This window comes from Pseudofrankia sp. DC12, from assembly GCF_000966285.1.
Lineage (GTDB): Bacteria > Actinomycetota > Actinomycetes > Frankiales > Frankiaceae > Pseudofrankia.
Genome location: NZ_KQ031391.1, coordinates 1,777,727 through 1,793,616 on the forward strand (window position 1 = coordinate 1,777,727; position 15,890 = coordinate 1,793,616).

The window sequence follows — 15,890 nt, forward strand, 5'->3', positions numbered from 1 at the left end:
CGAGTGACCGCCCTGGCGGACGGCCCTCGTACCGCGCCCGCGGCCCGGATCTGGGGCCCCGAGCTGCGGATGCTGAGCATCGGCCTGGTCTCGACCATCACGCTCGTCGCCTTCGAGTCGTTGGCCGTGCTCACCGTCGCGCCCGCCATGTCGGCCGATCTGCGCGGCCTGAACCTGTACGGCTGGGTCACGGGCGCGTTCTTCCTGACCACGGTCGTCGGCGCCGTGCTCGCCGGAGCGGCGATGGACCGGACGGGAGCGGCCCGGCCCCTGCTCGGCGGCCTGCTGGCGTTCGGACTGGGCCTCGCGGTCGCGGCCACCGCGGTCAGCATGCCCGTCGTGATCGTCGGCCGGGGGTTACAGGGCCTCGGCGCGGGCGCGATGACGTCGATCAACATGGCCCTGATCGGCCGGATGTACCCGGCCGAGGTCCGGCCGAAGATGTTCGCCGTGATCTCCACGGCCTGGGTGGTGCCCAGCCTCGGTGGGCCCGCGGTGGCCGCGGTGGTCGCGGAGCAGGCTGGCTGGCGCTGGGTGTTCGGCGGGCTGATCCCGCTGGTCGTGCTCGCCGGCGGCGTCACGGTCTACGCGATGCGCGTCGCCGCGGGCCGGCTGGGCATGGGACCCACCGAGACCGACGCCGTCCGCCCCGCCGACGGGCTGACCGGACCCGCCCGCCCCGCCGCCGTGGCCGACATCTGGCCGCCCGAGGAGACGGGACGGACGCCGCTGCTGCGGGCCGTGCTGGTCGCGGTGGGAGCCGGCCTGGTGCTCGCCGGGCTGACCAGCCGTTCTCTGCTCGGGATTCCGCTGGTCGCGGCCGGGCTGCTGGGCGGCCTGGGGCCGCTGCGCCGGCTGCTGCCGACCGGCGCGCTGCGCGCGAGCCCGGGGGCGCCCGCGGCGGTGGTCTCGCGCGGCCTGATCGCGTTCGTCTACTTCGGCGCGGAGGCCTTCCTCCCGCTGACCATCACCTCGCACCGGCACTCGACGACGGGCGTCGCGGGCATCGGTGTCACCGCGGCCGCGATCATCTGGACGTGCGGGTCGTGGACGCAGGCCAGGCTCGCCGCCCGCCACTCCGCCCGGTTCCTGGTCACGGCCGGGATGAGCCTCATGGTCGTCGGTATCGCCGGAGCCGGCGTGACGCTGCTCGACTCCGCCGTCCCGCTGCCCGTCGGCATCGCGCTGTGGTCGGTGGCCGCGTACGGGATCGGCATCTCCTACTCGCCGTGCATGAACGTCGCGCTGAACGCGGCCCCGCCCGACCGCCAGGGAGCGGCGAGCGGCTCGGTCTCCCTCGCCGACAACCTGGGCACCGCGTTCGGCACCGGTCTGGGCGGAGTCGCCGTGGCCGCCGCCAGCTCGGCCGGCCAGGGGGGTCACGTGGACTCGGCGGTGCAGGCGGCGTCGCCGGCCGGCCTGGCCGCCGCGTTCACGCTCTCGGTCGCCGTCGGCCTGACGGGCGTCGCCGTGGCGCGGCGCCTGCCGGCCACGAGGCTGGCCGCCGAGCAGCCAGCCGCACCGGGGATCAGCGTGGCCGACTAAGCCTGAGGCGGTTTCCAGGTGCCCCGGAGGCCGGCGGCCGGCTGCCCCACGGCCAGCTCACGCAGGCCGGCGGCATACCCGCGCAGGTTCGCGGCCTGGGCGGCGAGCCGGTCGAGGTCGACGGGCGACATCCCCAGCCCGGAGCCGGCGAGCGGCGGTGGGCCACCGGGCGTGGCCAGTGGGAGGCCGTCCGCCGCGGCACCGGCGCCGACGACCTCCGCGGCCGCCGCGACCAGCTCGTCCAGCGCGCGCAGGGCGGCCTCCATCTCCCCGACGAGGGCCCGCGCGGCGGCCGTGATCTGGGCCCGCCCCGCCGGATCGGTGACCGCTCGGGCCGCCCCTTCGCAGGCGATCACCCGGCTCGCCCGCATCCGCAGCCCGTCGACGACCTCGGCGGCCGAGGCCATCGCGTCTCGAACGACGTCCGCGGTCGGGCCCGGGGGCAGCGGTCGCGACAGCGCGACGAAGGCCGTGATCACGGCCTCGCCGCGGCGCAGCGGGCCGGCCGCCGCCGAGCCGGTCAGCGCCCGGACGCCGGGAGCGGGCGCCGCCGGCAGCGGCAGCTCCGGGTTGCGCAGCCGGTAGCGCGCCGCGTGCACGGCCCAGCCGCCACTGTTGATCATGGCGCCCACTCCGACCGCCAGCCACAGCCACCACTGCGACAGGTCGGCGGCGGCGCCGACCCCGCCCGCGACGATGCCGAACGCTGCCCACCAGCCCGCCGTCCAGTGCGCCCGGCGCACATATCGGCCGGCCGCCCGGGTCTCCCGCCAGGCAGCGCGCCGTTCCAGGTCGGCGCCGACCGCGTCGGGCACCTTGGGCCGCGTCCGGCGCCAGTCCCAGCCCTCCAACCGCATCCAGGGCCGCCGCTGGGACGTGTCCGCGGCGGGGCCGCCGGGCTGAGCGGGGTATGGCGGCCAGGCTGGTCCGGCCGAGTATGGCGGCGACCACTGGGGTGTCGACCACGACGGGTTTCGACCAGGCGGCCCGAGCGGGTCTGCGCCTGGCGGGCCGGCTCCCGGTGTGGTCATCGTCCGTTCCCCCGTGGGCTGGCTCAGTGGTTCTCGGGCGTCGGACCGGCGGCGTTCTGGTTCTCCGGCGTGCCGTGCGCGGTGGAGGTGCCCGGCCCAGGCTGCTCGCTCTTACCGAGGGCGACCCGGTCGCCGCCGGACGCTACCTGCTGCGCCGGACCGCCCGCCTCGCCGCGGGCCGCGGCGGGCCCGGCCGGCAGGCTGGCCCGCAGCTCGGCGAGCCGGTTGGTGGCCCGGGCGTCGATGCTCGCCCGGCGGACCTCCAGCATTCTCGCCTCGACGCCGGAGGACGCCAGCTCGTGGCGGCCCATCGCGACCGAGTACCGCTTCTCGACCTTCTCCCTGATCTCCGCGAGCGTCGGAGTGTCGCCAACCGGGGTGAGCTCCGACATCGACTCCATGGCCTTGCTCATCTGCTCGCGCATCGCGGCGTGCTCGATCTGGGTCAGCAGCCGCGCCCGCTCGGCGAGCTGCTGGCGTAGCCGGTCGGTGTTGTCGTCGACCGCGCGGCGCGCCAAGCTGCTGGACTGCTCGGCCTGCAGGTGCAGCGTGCGCATGTCCTCCAGGGCCGACTCGGCGGAGACCAGTTCGCTGGCGAACGTCTGCGCGGTCTGCTCGTACTGGGCGGCCGCCGCCGCGTCGCCGGCCACCCGCGCGTCGTCGGCGAAGGTCAGCGCGGTACGGGCCGACTCGGTGAGGTTCGCGACGTTCTCGATCTGGCGGGCCATCCGCATTTCCAGCTGACGCTGGTTGCCGAGCACGAGGGCGGCCTGCTGGCGCAGCGCCTCGTGCTGGCGGCGGCTCTCGTCGATGGCCTGGTCGATCTGCACCCGCGGATCGGCCTTCTCGTCGAACTTCCGGTTCGCCGACGCCGACAGATAGCGGAAGGCCCGCCGGACGACATTCGCCATGCTCCGATCGTCGCACGTCCCGGCGCCGGAGAAACCCCCCGCGGCCCAGGTCGCCCGCGCGAGATATGTCCGAGATCGGACACTCGCGCCGCTGACCAGGCAGAACACTCAGCCAAAGCGGTGCCCACCTGGGCACACATATCAGCCAAACCGGAACAAACGCGGCAGCCCTACCCTGCGCTGGCCACCGGCTGATGAAAGCGCGAAAAAGACCTAGGCGGCGCGGTCGACCATCGGGGCCGGCGGGCGGGCGGACACCACGATCGGAGCGCCGACCCGCGGGGTGTCGGCCGCGAGCTCGGCGAGCTCCACGTCGTCACTGACCTCGCGGAGCAGATCGGCCAGCCGGACGCCGAGCGCGTCGCAGATCGACGCGAGCAGCTCGGAACTGGCCTCCTTCTGCCCTCGCTCGACCTCGGACAGGTAACCGAGCGAGACCCGCGCCGCTGAGGACACCTCGCGCAGCGTGCGGTGCTGATCCTGGCGGCGGCGGCGGAGCGCCTCGCCGATCATGCGTCGGAGCAGGACCATCGCGCCTCCCCCTTCGTCCACGGGCTGAGCTTCACCGTATACCTACCGCCGCGGCCGCCGGGCCGTCGTTAACGGGACCGTAGCTGTTCATCGAGCAACCCGGACCGAAGACCGGGGATTCCCTTTGCGCCGGCCGCCCGAGGCCGTGACCGCCCGAGGCCTCACCACGGATGGCCTGGACATCCCGTGTTCTCATTCCGACTACACGACCGATTCGCCGCTCGGGCCGTGCGAGCCGTCGCGCCCGCGCATTCCGCCCGGCGGCGGTCGGGAGCCTGCTGGGCCTTACGACCGCGCTCGGCACGCCCCCACTGCGCCGGGACGCGGCCTGCGGGCTCATCTCGCGATCATAGTGGAGGTTCGTCATGACCGCGCTTCCTCGACCGCTACCTGTCCGGAAGCTCCACGGCTCCCGACGGCCCGGTGCCTGCCATTGGGAGTCCCGAGAGCGTACGCCGTAACACGTCCAGCGCCTGGACAACCGCGAAGGCCTGGATGCGCGGCCGGTCCCCGGGCAGGCGCAGCGATCGGGTCGTCGTGCGGTCCGGGCCGGCCAGGCCCAGGTGCAGCGTGCCGACGGGCTTGCCCTCCTGCTCGTCCGGACCCGCGACACCCGTCGTCGCGAGCCCCCACGTAGCGCCGAACAGGTCCCGGACGCCGACGGCGAGGGCTGCCGCGGCGCGCGCCGACACGGCACCGTCGGTCGCGAGGACCTCCGGGTCGACGCCGAGGACGGACGCCTTCGAGTCGGTGGCGTAGACGACCACGCCACCGCGGAAGTAGGCGGAGGCACCGGGCGTCTCGGTGAACGCGGCGGCCAGCCGACCCCCGGTGAGCGACTCGGCGACGGCGATCGTGCCGGTCCGGGTGGTCAGCTGCCGGCCGACCACGCCGGCGAGCGTCTCGTCGTCGACGCCGTAGACGGCCGGGCCGAGCGCGGCGCGCGCCGCGGCCTCGACCGGCGCGATCAGCCGGTCGGCCTCGGCCCGGTCGCCGGCCCGCGCCGTGATCCGCATCCGGGTCTGCCCGCCGCTGGCGAGGAAGGCGATCGTGGGGTTCCCCACCCCGCGCAGGCGCTCGACCTCGCCGGCCACCGCCTCGGCGACGGCCGACTCCCAGATTCCGGCCGTGCGCAGCACCCGGTGCACGACGACCGCGGGCTGGCCGGCGCGGCGCAGCAGGTCCGGCAGCACGCTGGCGGTGAACATCGCGTACATCTCGTGCGGCACGCCCGGCAGCGCGTAGGCCACCGCCGGGCCGATCTCCACGCGGACGCCGGGAGCGGTCCCCGGGACGTTCGGCAGCGGCTCGGCACCCTCGGGCAGGTCGGCCTGCCGGTAGTTCATGTCGGGCACCTGGCGGCCCAGCTCCCGGAACCGCCGGCGCAGCTGGGCCTCGACGAAGTCGTCGCGGCGCAGCCCCACCCCGGCGGCCGCGGCGATGCCCTCCCGGGTGAGGTCGTCCTGCGTCGGGCCCAGGCCGCCGGTGACGACGACGACGTCCGCCCGGCCGGCCGCGGCACGCACCGCCTGCTCGATGACCGCCACGTCGTCACCGACGACCACCGACCGCTCGACCCGGACGCCCACATCGGCGAGCTGGCGGCCCAGCCAGGCCGCGTTGCCGTTGATGATGTCGCCGTAGAGCAGCTCGTCGCCGACCGCGACGACCTCAGCCAGCATCGACGCCCCGTCCTGACCCATCCGGTGCCTGCCCGGCCTCGGCCGGCTGGCGCGCCGCTCTGGAGGTGTTCCGAAGCTTCAGCGCCCGGGCGACGTAGTCGATGCCCGTGGCGACGGCCACGACCAGCGCGACGGCGAGCACCGCCTTGCTGACGTCCGCCGCGAGGCCCGTGAGCGGCAGCACCGCCAGCCCGAGCGAGATGTTCAGCAGCAACGTCTTCAGCTTGCCGCCGCGGCTGGCCGCGATCACCCCGTGCCTGATGACCCACAGCCGTAGCAGCGTCACGCCCAGTTCGCGCAGCACGATCACCGCGGTGACCACCCACGGGATCTCGTTCAGGATCGACAACGACACCAGCGCGGCGCCGGTCAGCGCCTTGTCCGCGACCGGGTCGACGAACGCCCCGAACTCGGTCACCAGGCCGTGCTTGCGGGCGACCGCACCGTCGATCTGGTCGGTGACGGCCGCGACGGCGTAGGCCGCGAACGCGGCGAGCCGCCAGACGTCCTCATGCGGCCCGACGAACAGGAACACGACGAACACCGGCACCAGGACGAGGCGCATGATCGTCAGAATGTTCGCGATGTTGAGCAGTCGCGCCCCCGACGCGACCGGGTCGGCGCCCGGGCCGGCGAGCTCGCCGGCGGCCCCGGTGGCCGCGCCGACGACGGGCACGGTGCCCGCCAACGCGGCGGCGTCGACGGGCCCGGTGCCCGCTGACAAGGCGGCCTCGCCGTCCGGCGCCGAGGCGCCGCCGGCCATGCCGGCGATCGTCACGGACGTGCTCCGGCGGCGACCGGCTCCGGCACGCCGCGGGCCCGGTCCACCACCTCGACGAGCTCGGTGACCAGATCGACGCCCTCGGCCCCGACCACGCGGGCCGCCACCAGGTCACCGACGGCCACGGGCTCGCCGCCAGCACCCGCCGCCAGCCGCACGGAACAGGCGCCGTCGGCGTCACGCTGCTGGTGCCCGGCACTGCCGTAGGCGATCTGGGCCGCCCCGGCGCCGCCACCCTCGTCCTCGTCGATCTCCTCGACGAGGACCTCGACGATCTCGCCCACCCGGCGCTCGGCGCGGGCGGCCGTGAGTTGTTCGACGAGGTCGGCGATCCGGGCACGCCGGTCCTCGATCTCGCCGTCGGGAAGCTTGTCAGGCAGGCGGACGGCCTCGGTACCGTCCTCGTCCGAGTACCCGAAGATCCCGATCGCGTCGAGGTCGGCCTGTTCGAGGAAGTCTGCGAGGATGTCGAGGTCCTCGGCCGTCTCGCCGGGAAAGCCGACGATGAAGTTCGACCGGGCGCCGAGCGCGGGCGCCAGGTCCCGGCCGCGGCGCAGCAGGTCGAGGAAGTCGGCCGAACCACCGAACCGGCGCATCCGGCGCAGTACGGACGGGCTCGCGTGCTGGAACGACAGGTCCAGGTAGGGCGCGGCCCCCGGAGTCGTCAGCAGCACCTCGAGCAGCGACGGGCGGGTCTCGGCCGGCTGCAGGTACACCGTGCGGACCCGGACGATGCCGGGCATGGCGGCCAGCTGGGGCAGCAGCTTCTCCAGCGCACGCAGGTCGCCGAGGTCCTTGCCGTAGGAGGTCGAGTTCTCGCTGACGAGCACCAGCTCGCGGGCGCCCTGGCCGGCCAGCCACTCGGCCTCGGCCAGGATGTCCTGCGGCGGCCGGGAGACGTGGGAGCCGCGGAACGACGGGATCGCGCAGAAGCTGCACCGCCGGTCGCAGCCGCTGGAGATCTTCAGCGCCGCCACCGGGCCGTCCTCCAGCCGTCGCCGCACCACCGCCGCGCCCAGGCTCTCGGCCGCCCGCGAGCCGTGGCCCGGGACGACCACGCCGGCCGCGGCCTGACCACGTTCGACCGGAGAGATCGGCAGCAGCGACCGGCGGTCCCGCGGCACGTGCGCGGCCGGCCGGTTGCCAGCCAGCACTGCGGACAGCCGGTCCGCGATGTCGGGGTAGGCGTCGAAGCCGAGGACGGCGTCGGCCTCGGGCAGGCTCTCGGCGAGCTCGGCGCCGTACCGCTCGGCGAGGCAGCCGACCGCGACGACGGCCTGGGGGCCCGGACCGCTCCCGCCGTCGCCGCGCAGCCCGTCGGCGGCGAGCAGCGCGTCGATCGAGTCCTTCTTCGCGACGTCGACGAAACCGCAGGTGTTCACCAGCACCGCGTCGGCGTCGGCAGCATCGTCGACCAGCTGGAACCCGCCGGCGGCGAGCCGGGCGGCGAGTTCCTCCGAGTCGACCTCGTTACGCGAACAACCCAGCGTGACCAGAGCGACGCGGTGGGCTTGACCAGCGGGCACCAGATCAGGCTACCGGGCCGGACCGGTCGGACGCGCGAGCGCCCGGGCCGGACACCGGTGGAACATCCAGGCCGGCCCCGCGCAGGGTCAGCGCGCCGGTCCCGCCGATGCCGGGCCGCCCTCGACCTTGCACGCTCCGGCGTCACCCAGCCCGAGCTGCACCGTCACCACCTGGCCCGGACCGCCGAGCGAGCCCAGATCGTGGCCGTTGCAGTTCAGGCTCATCGCGCCCGCGTTGCCGATCCGCACCCGCATGGCCTTGGCGGTCAGCGTCTGGGACGCGCCCTGCGTGAGGATCTGCTGGTAGAGCACCTTGTTCGAGTCGTCGCTGACCTGCAGCCAGCTGGGCGCCCCCACGGCCTGCAGCCGCAGGCTGACCTCGGTCGGCGCCGGCGTCGTCGGGGCGGGCGCCGGGCGCGCCGGGGCCGCGGCGACCGGGCTTCGCGAGCTGGACGTCGCCCCGGGCCGGCCGTGGGACGGACCGGGCCGCAGCAGGGTGAACACGAGGACGACGCAGAACACGACCGCGGCGACGACCATCGCGGTCCCCCACCGCCGGCTGCTCCCGCTGGTGGCGCCGTGGCGCAGCGGATCGAACGAGTTGGTCGGCGCCCGCAGCGACGGCGGCGCACCAGCCGGCTGCGCCACGGCGAAGGCCGCGACGATCGGCTCCGGGTCGGCGCCGAGCGCCCGGGCGATCCCGCGGATGTGGCCGCGGGCATAGACGGCGCCGCCGACGGCTGCGAAGTCGTCTGCCTCCATCTGGCGGATCAGCGTGGCCCGGATCCGGGTGCGAGCGCTGACCTCGTCGACCGACATCCCGGCCGCGACGCGCGCCGCGGTCAGGCGCGCCCCTGGGGAGGCGGCCGGATCGGCGCCGCCCGAGGACGGGTCGGTCACCGGCTGCGCGGCCGGCCCGTCCGGCGACGGGCCGGGATTTTCGGCGCGTCGCTGGTCGCGCGGCTCGTCGATAGCCACCACGGGCGAACCTCCGCACGCGTCCGGCGCTGGTCCGCGCTGCCGCGACACCGATGACCCGACATCGGCAACCGGCGCGGGGGCGACAGCCAGCCAATGACGATCAACGGAGCGCGGGGTGAGAGCGGCCGAGCGGCGATGAACAGACGTTGTCTGAGTTTACGATTCAACGCCGCCGGTAGAAACCCGCAACGGGACCCGAGAGGACCAACTGACTGACGTCAGCCACTCCGCAACGTAACCAGAAGGCCTTCCAGCTCATCTGGCATCACCAGGACATCACGGGCCTTAGAGCCCTCAGTGGGCCCGACGATCCCGCGGCTCTCCATCAGGTCCATCAACCGGCCCGCCTTCGCGAAACCCACCCGAAGCTTACGCTGCAGCATCGAGGTCGAGCCGAACTGGGAGCTGACGACGAGCTCGACGGCCTGCAGGAACAGCTGCATGTCGTCGCCGATCTCCTCGTCGATCTCCTTGCGGGGGCCGGCCTCCCCCTCGAAGACGTCCTCGCGGAACGCCGGCTGCGCCTGTTCCTTGGTGTGGTCGACGATCGCGGCGATCTCGTCCTCGGAGACGTAGGCGCCCTGGATACGGGCCGGCTTGCTGGCCCCCATCGGCAGGAAGAGCGCGTCGCCCAGGCCGACCAGCTTCTCGGCGCCGGCCTGGTCGAGGATGGTCCGGCTGTCGGCCAGGGACGCGGTCGCGAACGCCAGCCGGGACGGCACGTTGGCCTTGATCAGGCCGGTGACGACGTCGACCGACGGCCGCTGGGTGGCGAGCACCAGGTGGATGCCGACGGCCCGCGCCATCGCGGTGATCCGACAGATCGCGTCCTCAACGTCACGCGGAGCGACCATCATCAGGTCGGCGAGCTCGTCGACGATCGTCAGGATGTACGGGTACGGCGTGTAGACGCGCTCCGAGCCGGGCGGCGCGACGATCTCACCGTTTCGCACCTTGCGGTTGAAGTCGTCCACATGGCGAACGCCGCAGGCTGCTAGGTCCTCGTATCGGTTTTCCATCTCCTTCACGACCCACTGCAGCGCGTCGGACGCCTTTTTCGGGTTCGTGATGATGGGGGTGATGAGATGCGGAATTCCCTGATAGCTCGTCAATTCGACACGTTTTGGGTCGACGAGCACCATCCGCACCTGATCGGGGGTGGCACGCGCCAACACGCTCGTGATGAGCGTGTTGATACAGGTCGACTTGCCGGCGCCCGTGGCGCCCGCGATGAGGATGTGCGGCATCTTCGCGAGGTTCGCGAGGACGTAGCCGCCCTCGATGTCCTTGCCGAGGCCGACGAGCAGCGGGGCCGGGTTGCCCGTCGCGTCCGCGCTGCGCAGCACGTCGCCGAGCGAGACCAGCTCCCGGTCCGTGTTCGGGATCTCGATGCCGACGGCGCTCTTGCCCGGGATCGGGCTGATGATCCGGACGTCGGGGCTCTTGACCGCGTAGGCGATGTTCTTCCCGAGCTGGGTGATCCGCTCGACCTTGACCGCCGGGCCCAGCTCGACCTCGTAGCGGGTCACCGTCGGGCCGCGGGTGAAGCCGGTGACCCGGGCGTCCACCTTGAACTGGGTGAGGACATCCGTCAGCGAGGCGATCACCGCGTCCGTCGCGGCCGAGCGCAGCTTCGGCGGCGTGCCGGACTTCAGCAGCGTCGGCGACGGGAGCACGTAGTCGCCCTCGACCGGCACGGGCACCAGGTGCTCGATCTCGTCGTCCGCGGCGGCGGCCGTGCCTGCGGCCGGGTTGCGCTGGCGTGGCGGGCGCCGGGTGGCGGCCGGTGGGGCCGGCTCGGCCTCCGCGGCTTCCAGGCCGGGGCCGAGGTCGAGGCCCAGGTCGAGATCGAGGATGTCGCCGGCCTCGACCGCGGGGCCGTGCCCGTCCGGCGGTGGGACCCGCCCGCGGCCGGCGGCGGCGTCGATGTCGTACACGTCGTCTACCGACCTGCTGGCGCGGCTGCCCCGAGACCGGCCCCGGCTACGGCCGGCCGGGGCAGCGGTCTCGCCCGCCCCGGAGCCTCTGGAGAGCAGCTCGTCCGCGAGCCCGGCCCCGTCGTCAAGATCGTCCGCGCCGGCGCCGGGCCGGTCGGCGGCCGCTCGGCCACGGCCTCGGCCGGCGGCGGCATCCTCGCGCAGCCCGGTGGCCAGCCGGTCGGCGAGACCGCGGAAGACCACCGGCACCTGCCGCAGCGGAGTCCGGGTGACCACCAGGATTCCGAACAGGGCCAGGAGGATCAGCAGTGGCGCCGCGACATACGGGGTCACGGCGGCGGCCAGCGGCGAGGAGGCGACGAAGCCCGCTGTACCCCCGGCGGCGCGCAGCCGATGGGTACCGCCGGTGAAGTCCGGAATGCCCCGCACGATGTGGTAGAAGCCCAGCGTCCCGAGCGCTGTCGCGGCCCAGCCGATGACGACCCGGCCACGGCTGCCCGGGTCCGCCGGCGCCCGCACCAGCCGCCACGCGGCCACCAGCCCGATCAGCGGCAGCAACAGCGCACCAGCACCGAACAGCAGCCGCAGCACGAGGTCGAGGCCGGAGCCGACCGGCCCGGCGGCGTGGAACCAGACCGCCGCCATGGTCAGGATGGCGGCGCCGAGTGACGCGAGCCCGGCGCCGTCACGCCGGTGCTCCGGCTCGATCCACAGCTCCTTGCCGCCGCGCCGGACATGGCGCAGCGAGGAGCCGAACATCGTCGCGATCGCCTGCCACAGCCGGACGACCCCGCGCAGCAGCCAGAACGTCAGCGCGAGCGACCACGGCGTCTTGGCGGACTTGCCTCGGCCGCCGCCGGAGCCGCCCGACGGACGGCTCGCACCCGCGCCGCGGGCCGCCGACCGGCTGCCGCTGCCGGAGGACCGGGACGCGGCGGATCCCTCCCGGGGTCGAGCGCCCGCCCCGGTCGTGCGTGTGGCCACGCGAGCACGGTACAGCGGGGCTTCCGCCACTCCACGCATCCCCGACCTTCCGGGCGCGCCGCCGATCATTGTGGGCGGCGGTCTCGACTCCGCGGCCGGGCTGGCCCGCCTCGGCGCTCCCGCGTGAGCGCCGAGTCCTCGGGCCACGGCGGCACTCAGCGTCTTCAGGCCCGGATGGCTGGCGGCGTTCAGCGTCACCGGCGTTGCCGTCTCGCCCCTCGGCTTCTCCCGCATCCGGGCGTATGACTATGCGGCGGCCGACCACGCTCTCCTGCTCGGCCTGTTCGTCTTCATCCTCATCCTGCTCGGCGGGTTTGATCTCCAACGCGCCGCCCGCCGCCAGGCTCACCACGCCAGCTCGACGGCCGCGGACTGACGAGGACGCGGCAGCCCAGGCCGCCAGCACGCTTTCGGCCCCCGGTGGTCGGGGTCAGGCTGACCTACAACCACCCGGGGGCCGAAACGGGGATCTTGATGTGCCTGCTGCCTCAGCCCAGACGAGGGTCAGACCTCGACGACCACCGGGATGATCATGGGGCGGCGGCGGTAGTTGTCGCTCACCCAGCGGCCGACGATGCGGCGGACCAGCTGTTGGAGCGCGTTGACGTCGGTCATGCCGTTGCGCATGCCGTCGGCCAGGCCGTCGTTTATCAGCTTGCGCACCTTGTCGAAGGCGACCTTGTCGTCGGAGAAGCCGCGCGCCATCAGTTCCGGGCCGGCGACGACCTTCCCCGCGGCGGCGTCCACCACGGCGGTGATCGTGATGAAGCCCTCCTCACCGAGGATCCGCCGGTCCTTCAGGCTCGACTCACGGACGTCGCCCACGGCCAGGCCGTCGACGTAGACGTAGCCGCACGGCACGACGCCCGTGATCGACGCCTGGCCCTCGACCAGGTCGACGACCATGCCGTCCTCGGCGAGGACGATCCGCTCCGGCGGCAGGCCGGTCAGCTCGGCGAGCACGCCGTGCGCCCGCAGGTGCCGCCACTCGCCGTGCACGGGCATCATGTTCGACGGCCTGGTCGCGTTCAGCACGTAGAGCAGCTCGCCGGCCGGCGCGTGGCCGGAGGTGTGCACCTTGGCGACGCCCTTGTGGACGACCTTGGCGCCCCACCTGGTCAGCCCGTTGATGACCCGGTAGACCGACTCCTCGTTGCCCGGGATCAGGCTGGAGGCGAGCACGACGGTGTCGCCGGCCTCGATCCGGATCGCGTGGTCGCGGTTGGCCATCCGGGACAGCGCCGAGAGCGGCTCCCCCTGGGACCCGGTGGAGATCAGGCAGATGTTCCGGTCCGGCAGCGACTCGACGTCGCGGGCGTCGATGATCAGGCCCGGCGGCACCCGGAGCAGGCCCAGGTCGCGGGCGACCCCCATGTTGCGGACCATCGAGCGGCCGATGAACGCGACCGAGCGGCCGTGCGCCTCGGCGGCGTCGAGGACCTGCTGGACGCGGTGGACATGGCTCGCGAAACAGGCCACGATGATCCGCTTGCCGGCCTCGCGGAACACGCCGTCGAGCACCGGGGCGATCTCGCGCTCGGACGTGACGAACCCGGGGACCTCGGCGTTCGTCGAGTCCGACATCAGCAGGTCGACGCCCTCGGCACCCAGCCGCGCGAAGCCGCCGAGGTCGGTGAGCCGGCCGTCGAGCGGCAGCTGGTCCATCTTGAAGTCGCCGGTGTGCAGCACCAGGCCGGCGGCGGTGCGGATCGCGACGGCGACCGCGTCCGGGATGGAGTGGTTGACCGCGAAGAACTCGAGGTCGAACGGCCCGAAGCTGTGCCGCTCCTCCTCGGTGATCTGGAGGGTGACCGGCTTGATCCGGTGCTCCTGCAGTTTGGCGACCATCAGCGCCAGCGTCAGCCGCGTCCCGACCAGCGGGATGTCCGCCCGCTCGCGCAGCAGGTAGGGCACCGCGCCGATGTGGTCCTCGTGTGCGTGCGTGAGGATTACCGCCTCAATGTCGTCGAGGCGGTCCCGGATGGCGGTGAAGTCCGGAAGGATCAGGTCGACGCCGGGCTGGTCGGTCTCCGGGAACAGCACGCCGCAGTCGACGATGAGCAGCCGGCCCGCGTGTTCGAAGACCGTCATGTTCCGGCCGATCTCACCGAGACCGCCGAGGGCGATGATCCGCAGGCCCTCGGCGGGCAGCGGCGGCGGGGCGCTCAGCCCCGGATGCGGGTGGCTCATGAGGCAGCCGCCCCTCGGGCCGCCCAGGTCGGCTGCGCCGGCCGGGTAGTGACCCCGGCCATCGCGATGGGCAGGTCCGCGGGTGGTGTGAGCGCCGAGGCGGCGAGGTCGAGCGTCAGCTGGGCGATCTCGTCCGCCGTGGCGTCGACGAGTGGTGAGCGGACCGGCCCGCCGGGCAGGCCGGCGAGGGTCAGAGCGGCCTTCGTTGTGATCACTCCCTGCGTTCTGAAAATTCCCTTGAAGATCGGTAGTAGCCGCTGGTGCAGCTCCCGGGCGGTCACCGGGTCGCCGGCGTCGAACGCGGCGATCATGGCCCGCAGCGCCGGCGCCCCCACATGCGCGACCACGCTGACCAGGCCGACGGCGCCGACTGCGAGCAGCGGCAGCGTGAGCGCGTCGTCGCCGGAGTAGTAGGCGAGGTCGGTCTCGGCGATGACCCGCGCGGACGCCTCCAGGTCGGCCTTCGCGTCCTTCACCGCGACGATGTTCCGATGCTCGGCCAGGGCGAGCATCGTCTCGGTCGCCACCGGGACGCCGGACCGGCCCGGAATATCGTAGATCATCACCGGCAGCCCGGTCGCGTCGGCGACCGACCGGAAATGCCGGGCGAGCCCGGCCTGCGGCGGCTTGCTGTAGTACGGCGTGACGACGAGCAGCCCGTGGGCGCCGGCTCGTTCGGCCGCGCCGGCCAGTTCGATGGTGTGGTGGGTGTCGTAGGTGCCCACGCCGGCGATGACGCTCGCCCGGTCACCGACGGCGGCGAGCACGGCCCGCAGCAGCTGGTCCTTCTCCGCGTCGGAGGTGGTCGGTGACTCGCCGGTGGTCCCACTGATCACCAGGCCGTCGCTGCCCGCGTCCACCAGGTGCGTGGCCAGCGCCGCCGCGCCGTCGAGGTCGAGCCCACCGTCGCTGTCGAACGGCGTCACCATCGCGGTGAGCAGACGCCCGAACGGCGCTGGGGGCAACACTGACATACCGGCCACGCTAGCTGGCACCTCCGACATTCCGCTCGGCTCCAATCCAGGCGACGACGCGCCGCCTACCCGGGCCCGTCCACCCACGGGGCCAGGCCCGCGCACGGTCGCACCCCGCCCGGCCGTCGGCGCGCCGGCGCCGCGGGGCAGGTCTCATTCTCCCGCCGGCGGCCAGGACGCGCCCACGGTCCCGGCCGCGGCCGGTCGACGCTGGACGAGACCGCGGACACCCCGACGATACGGTGCCCGATCTCTTCGCACCGGCCGCGCGAGCCGGCCCAGGCCTCCCAAGCCGGGGGCACCGCCTCCGGCTGTCGGCATTGCCCCCAAGCGGCGGGGACCGCCCGAACCCGGCCGGTCAGCGCGTGTGCTGGCCGGCTCCTGGCTCGGACCGGGCGCCGCGCACCCTGGAGATCATGCTCCGGTCGAGCCGCTGCCAGAGGTCGCGGCGGGCCAGGCGAACCAGCGCGTGACCGCCGGCCCGCGGAGTGCGCACCGTGACGCCGAGGCCAAAGTTCTTGGGCATGATCACCGGTCCATCCGTCGAATGCCGGACGCCCGCCCGATCGACGAGGTACAGCCGGCAGGTCCGGGGTCGGGTCCAGATCAGGCTACCGTGCCGCGACGACGCCGTCACCGATACCGGCCTGCCGGCCCGGGCCGGCACGCTGGCGAAACCGGTCCCACCGGGTGACCCGGCCTTCGGAGACCGGCCGGTGCGCGACCCGGCCGGGCCGAGGAAACGTTCGGCGAGCCGGCGCCCGCATCTCACGCTGAGAAATGTCCTAGTCTGCGACGGTGGCAGTCGGCCGTCTCG

At 73.8% G+C, this 15,890-nt stretch carries 12 protein-coding genes; 1 reads left to right on the forward strand and 11 read right to left on the reverse strand.

Annotation, left to right across the window (positions count from 1 at the left end; all coding sequences use genetic code 11):
- Positions 1-3: 3 nt before the first annotated feature.
- Positions 4-1,545: an MFS transporter gene (locus tag FRADC12_RS07145; RefSeq protein ID WP_045876057.1), complete on the forward strand. Its 1,542-nt coding sequence runs from the start codon at positions 4-6 to the stop codon at positions 1,543-1,545.
- Here the strand turns inward: FRADC12_RS07145 and pspM are convergent.
- The 11 genes from pspM to FRADC12_RS32080 all read right to left on the reverse strand — a co-directional run bounded on the left by pspM (position 1,542) and on the right by FRADC12_RS32080 (position 15,605).
- Positions 1,542-2,402, reverse strand: coding sequence for a phage shock envelope stress response protein PspM (gene pspM, locus FRADC12_RS07150; protein WP_045876058.1), 861 nt, complete (start codon positions 2,400-2,402; stop codon positions 1,542-1,544). The two genes, FRADC12_RS07145 and pspM, sit on opposite strands and share 4 nt — an antisense overlap.
- Before the next feature lie 197 nt (positions 2,403-2,599).
- Entirely contained in the window at positions 2,600-3,487 is an 888-nt protein-coding gene (locus FRADC12_RS07155; protein WP_045876059.1) for a PspA/IM30 family protein, read from the reverse strand.
- Positions 3,488-3,700: 213 nt separating this feature from the next.
- Entirely contained in the window at positions 3,701-4,018 is a 318-nt protein-coding gene (locus FRADC12_RS07160) for a helix-turn-helix domain-containing protein (RefSeq protein ID WP_045876060.1), read from the reverse strand.
- A 386-nt stretch (positions 4,019-4,404) separates the two neighbouring features.
- Positions 4,405-5,700, reverse strand: coding sequence for a competence/damage-inducible protein A (locus FRADC12_RS07165; RefSeq protein ID WP_045879206.1), 1,296 nt, complete (start codon positions 5,698-5,700; stop codon positions 4,405-4,407).
- On the reverse strand, positions 5,690-6,478 hold the full coding sequence (locus FRADC12_RS07170; RefSeq protein ID WP_157488736.1) for a CDP-alcohol phosphatidyltransferase family protein: 789 nt from the start codon (positions 6,476-6,478) through the stop codon (positions 5,690-5,692). Before FRADC12_RS07170 ends, FRADC12_RS07165 begins: the two co-directional genes overlap by 11 nt.
- Positions 6,475-8,007 (reverse strand): MiaB/RimO family radical SAM methylthiotransferase, encoded by a 1,533-nt coding sequence (locus FRADC12_RS07175; protein ID WP_045876061.1) that lies wholly within the window; start codon positions 8,005-8,007, stop codon positions 6,475-6,477. The genes FRADC12_RS07170 and FRADC12_RS07175 overlap by 4 nt, the downstream gene beginning before the upstream one ends.
- An 87-nt stretch (positions 8,008-8,094) precedes the next feature.
- Positions 8,095-8,985 (reverse strand): helix-turn-helix domain-containing protein, encoded by an 891-nt coding sequence (locus tag FRADC12_RS07180; protein ID WP_157488737.1) that lies wholly within the window; start codon positions 8,983-8,985, stop codon positions 8,095-8,097.
- 221 nt (positions 8,986-9,206) lie between these two features.
- A complete protein-coding gene (locus FRADC12_RS07185) occupies positions 9,207-11,948 on the reverse strand; it encodes a DNA translocase FtsK (RefSeq protein ID WP_198152817.1) in 2,742 nt (913 codons plus the stop codon).
- A gap of 465 nt (positions 11,949-12,413) precedes the next feature.
- Positions 12,414-14,099, reverse strand: a complete 1,686-nt coding sequence (locus FRADC12_RS07190) for a ribonuclease J (protein ID WP_045876062.1) — start codon at positions 14,097-14,099, stop codon at positions 12,414-12,416.
- Positions 14,096-15,103 carry a 4-hydroxy-tetrahydrodipicolinate synthase gene (dapA, locus tag FRADC12_RS07195; protein ID WP_045876063.1) on the reverse strand — a complete coding sequence of 336 codons (1,008 nt, stop codon included), beginning with the start codon at positions 15,101-15,103 and terminating at the stop codon, positions 14,096-14,098. The genes FRADC12_RS07190 and dapA overlap by 4 nt, the downstream gene beginning before the upstream one ends.
- A 328-nt stretch (positions 15,104-15,431) precedes the next feature.
- Entirely contained in the window at positions 15,432-15,605 is a 174-nt protein-coding gene (locus FRADC12_RS32080; protein WP_232304216.1) for a hypothetical protein, read from the reverse strand.
- Between the last annotated feature and the right edge of the window lie 285 nt (positions 15,606-15,890).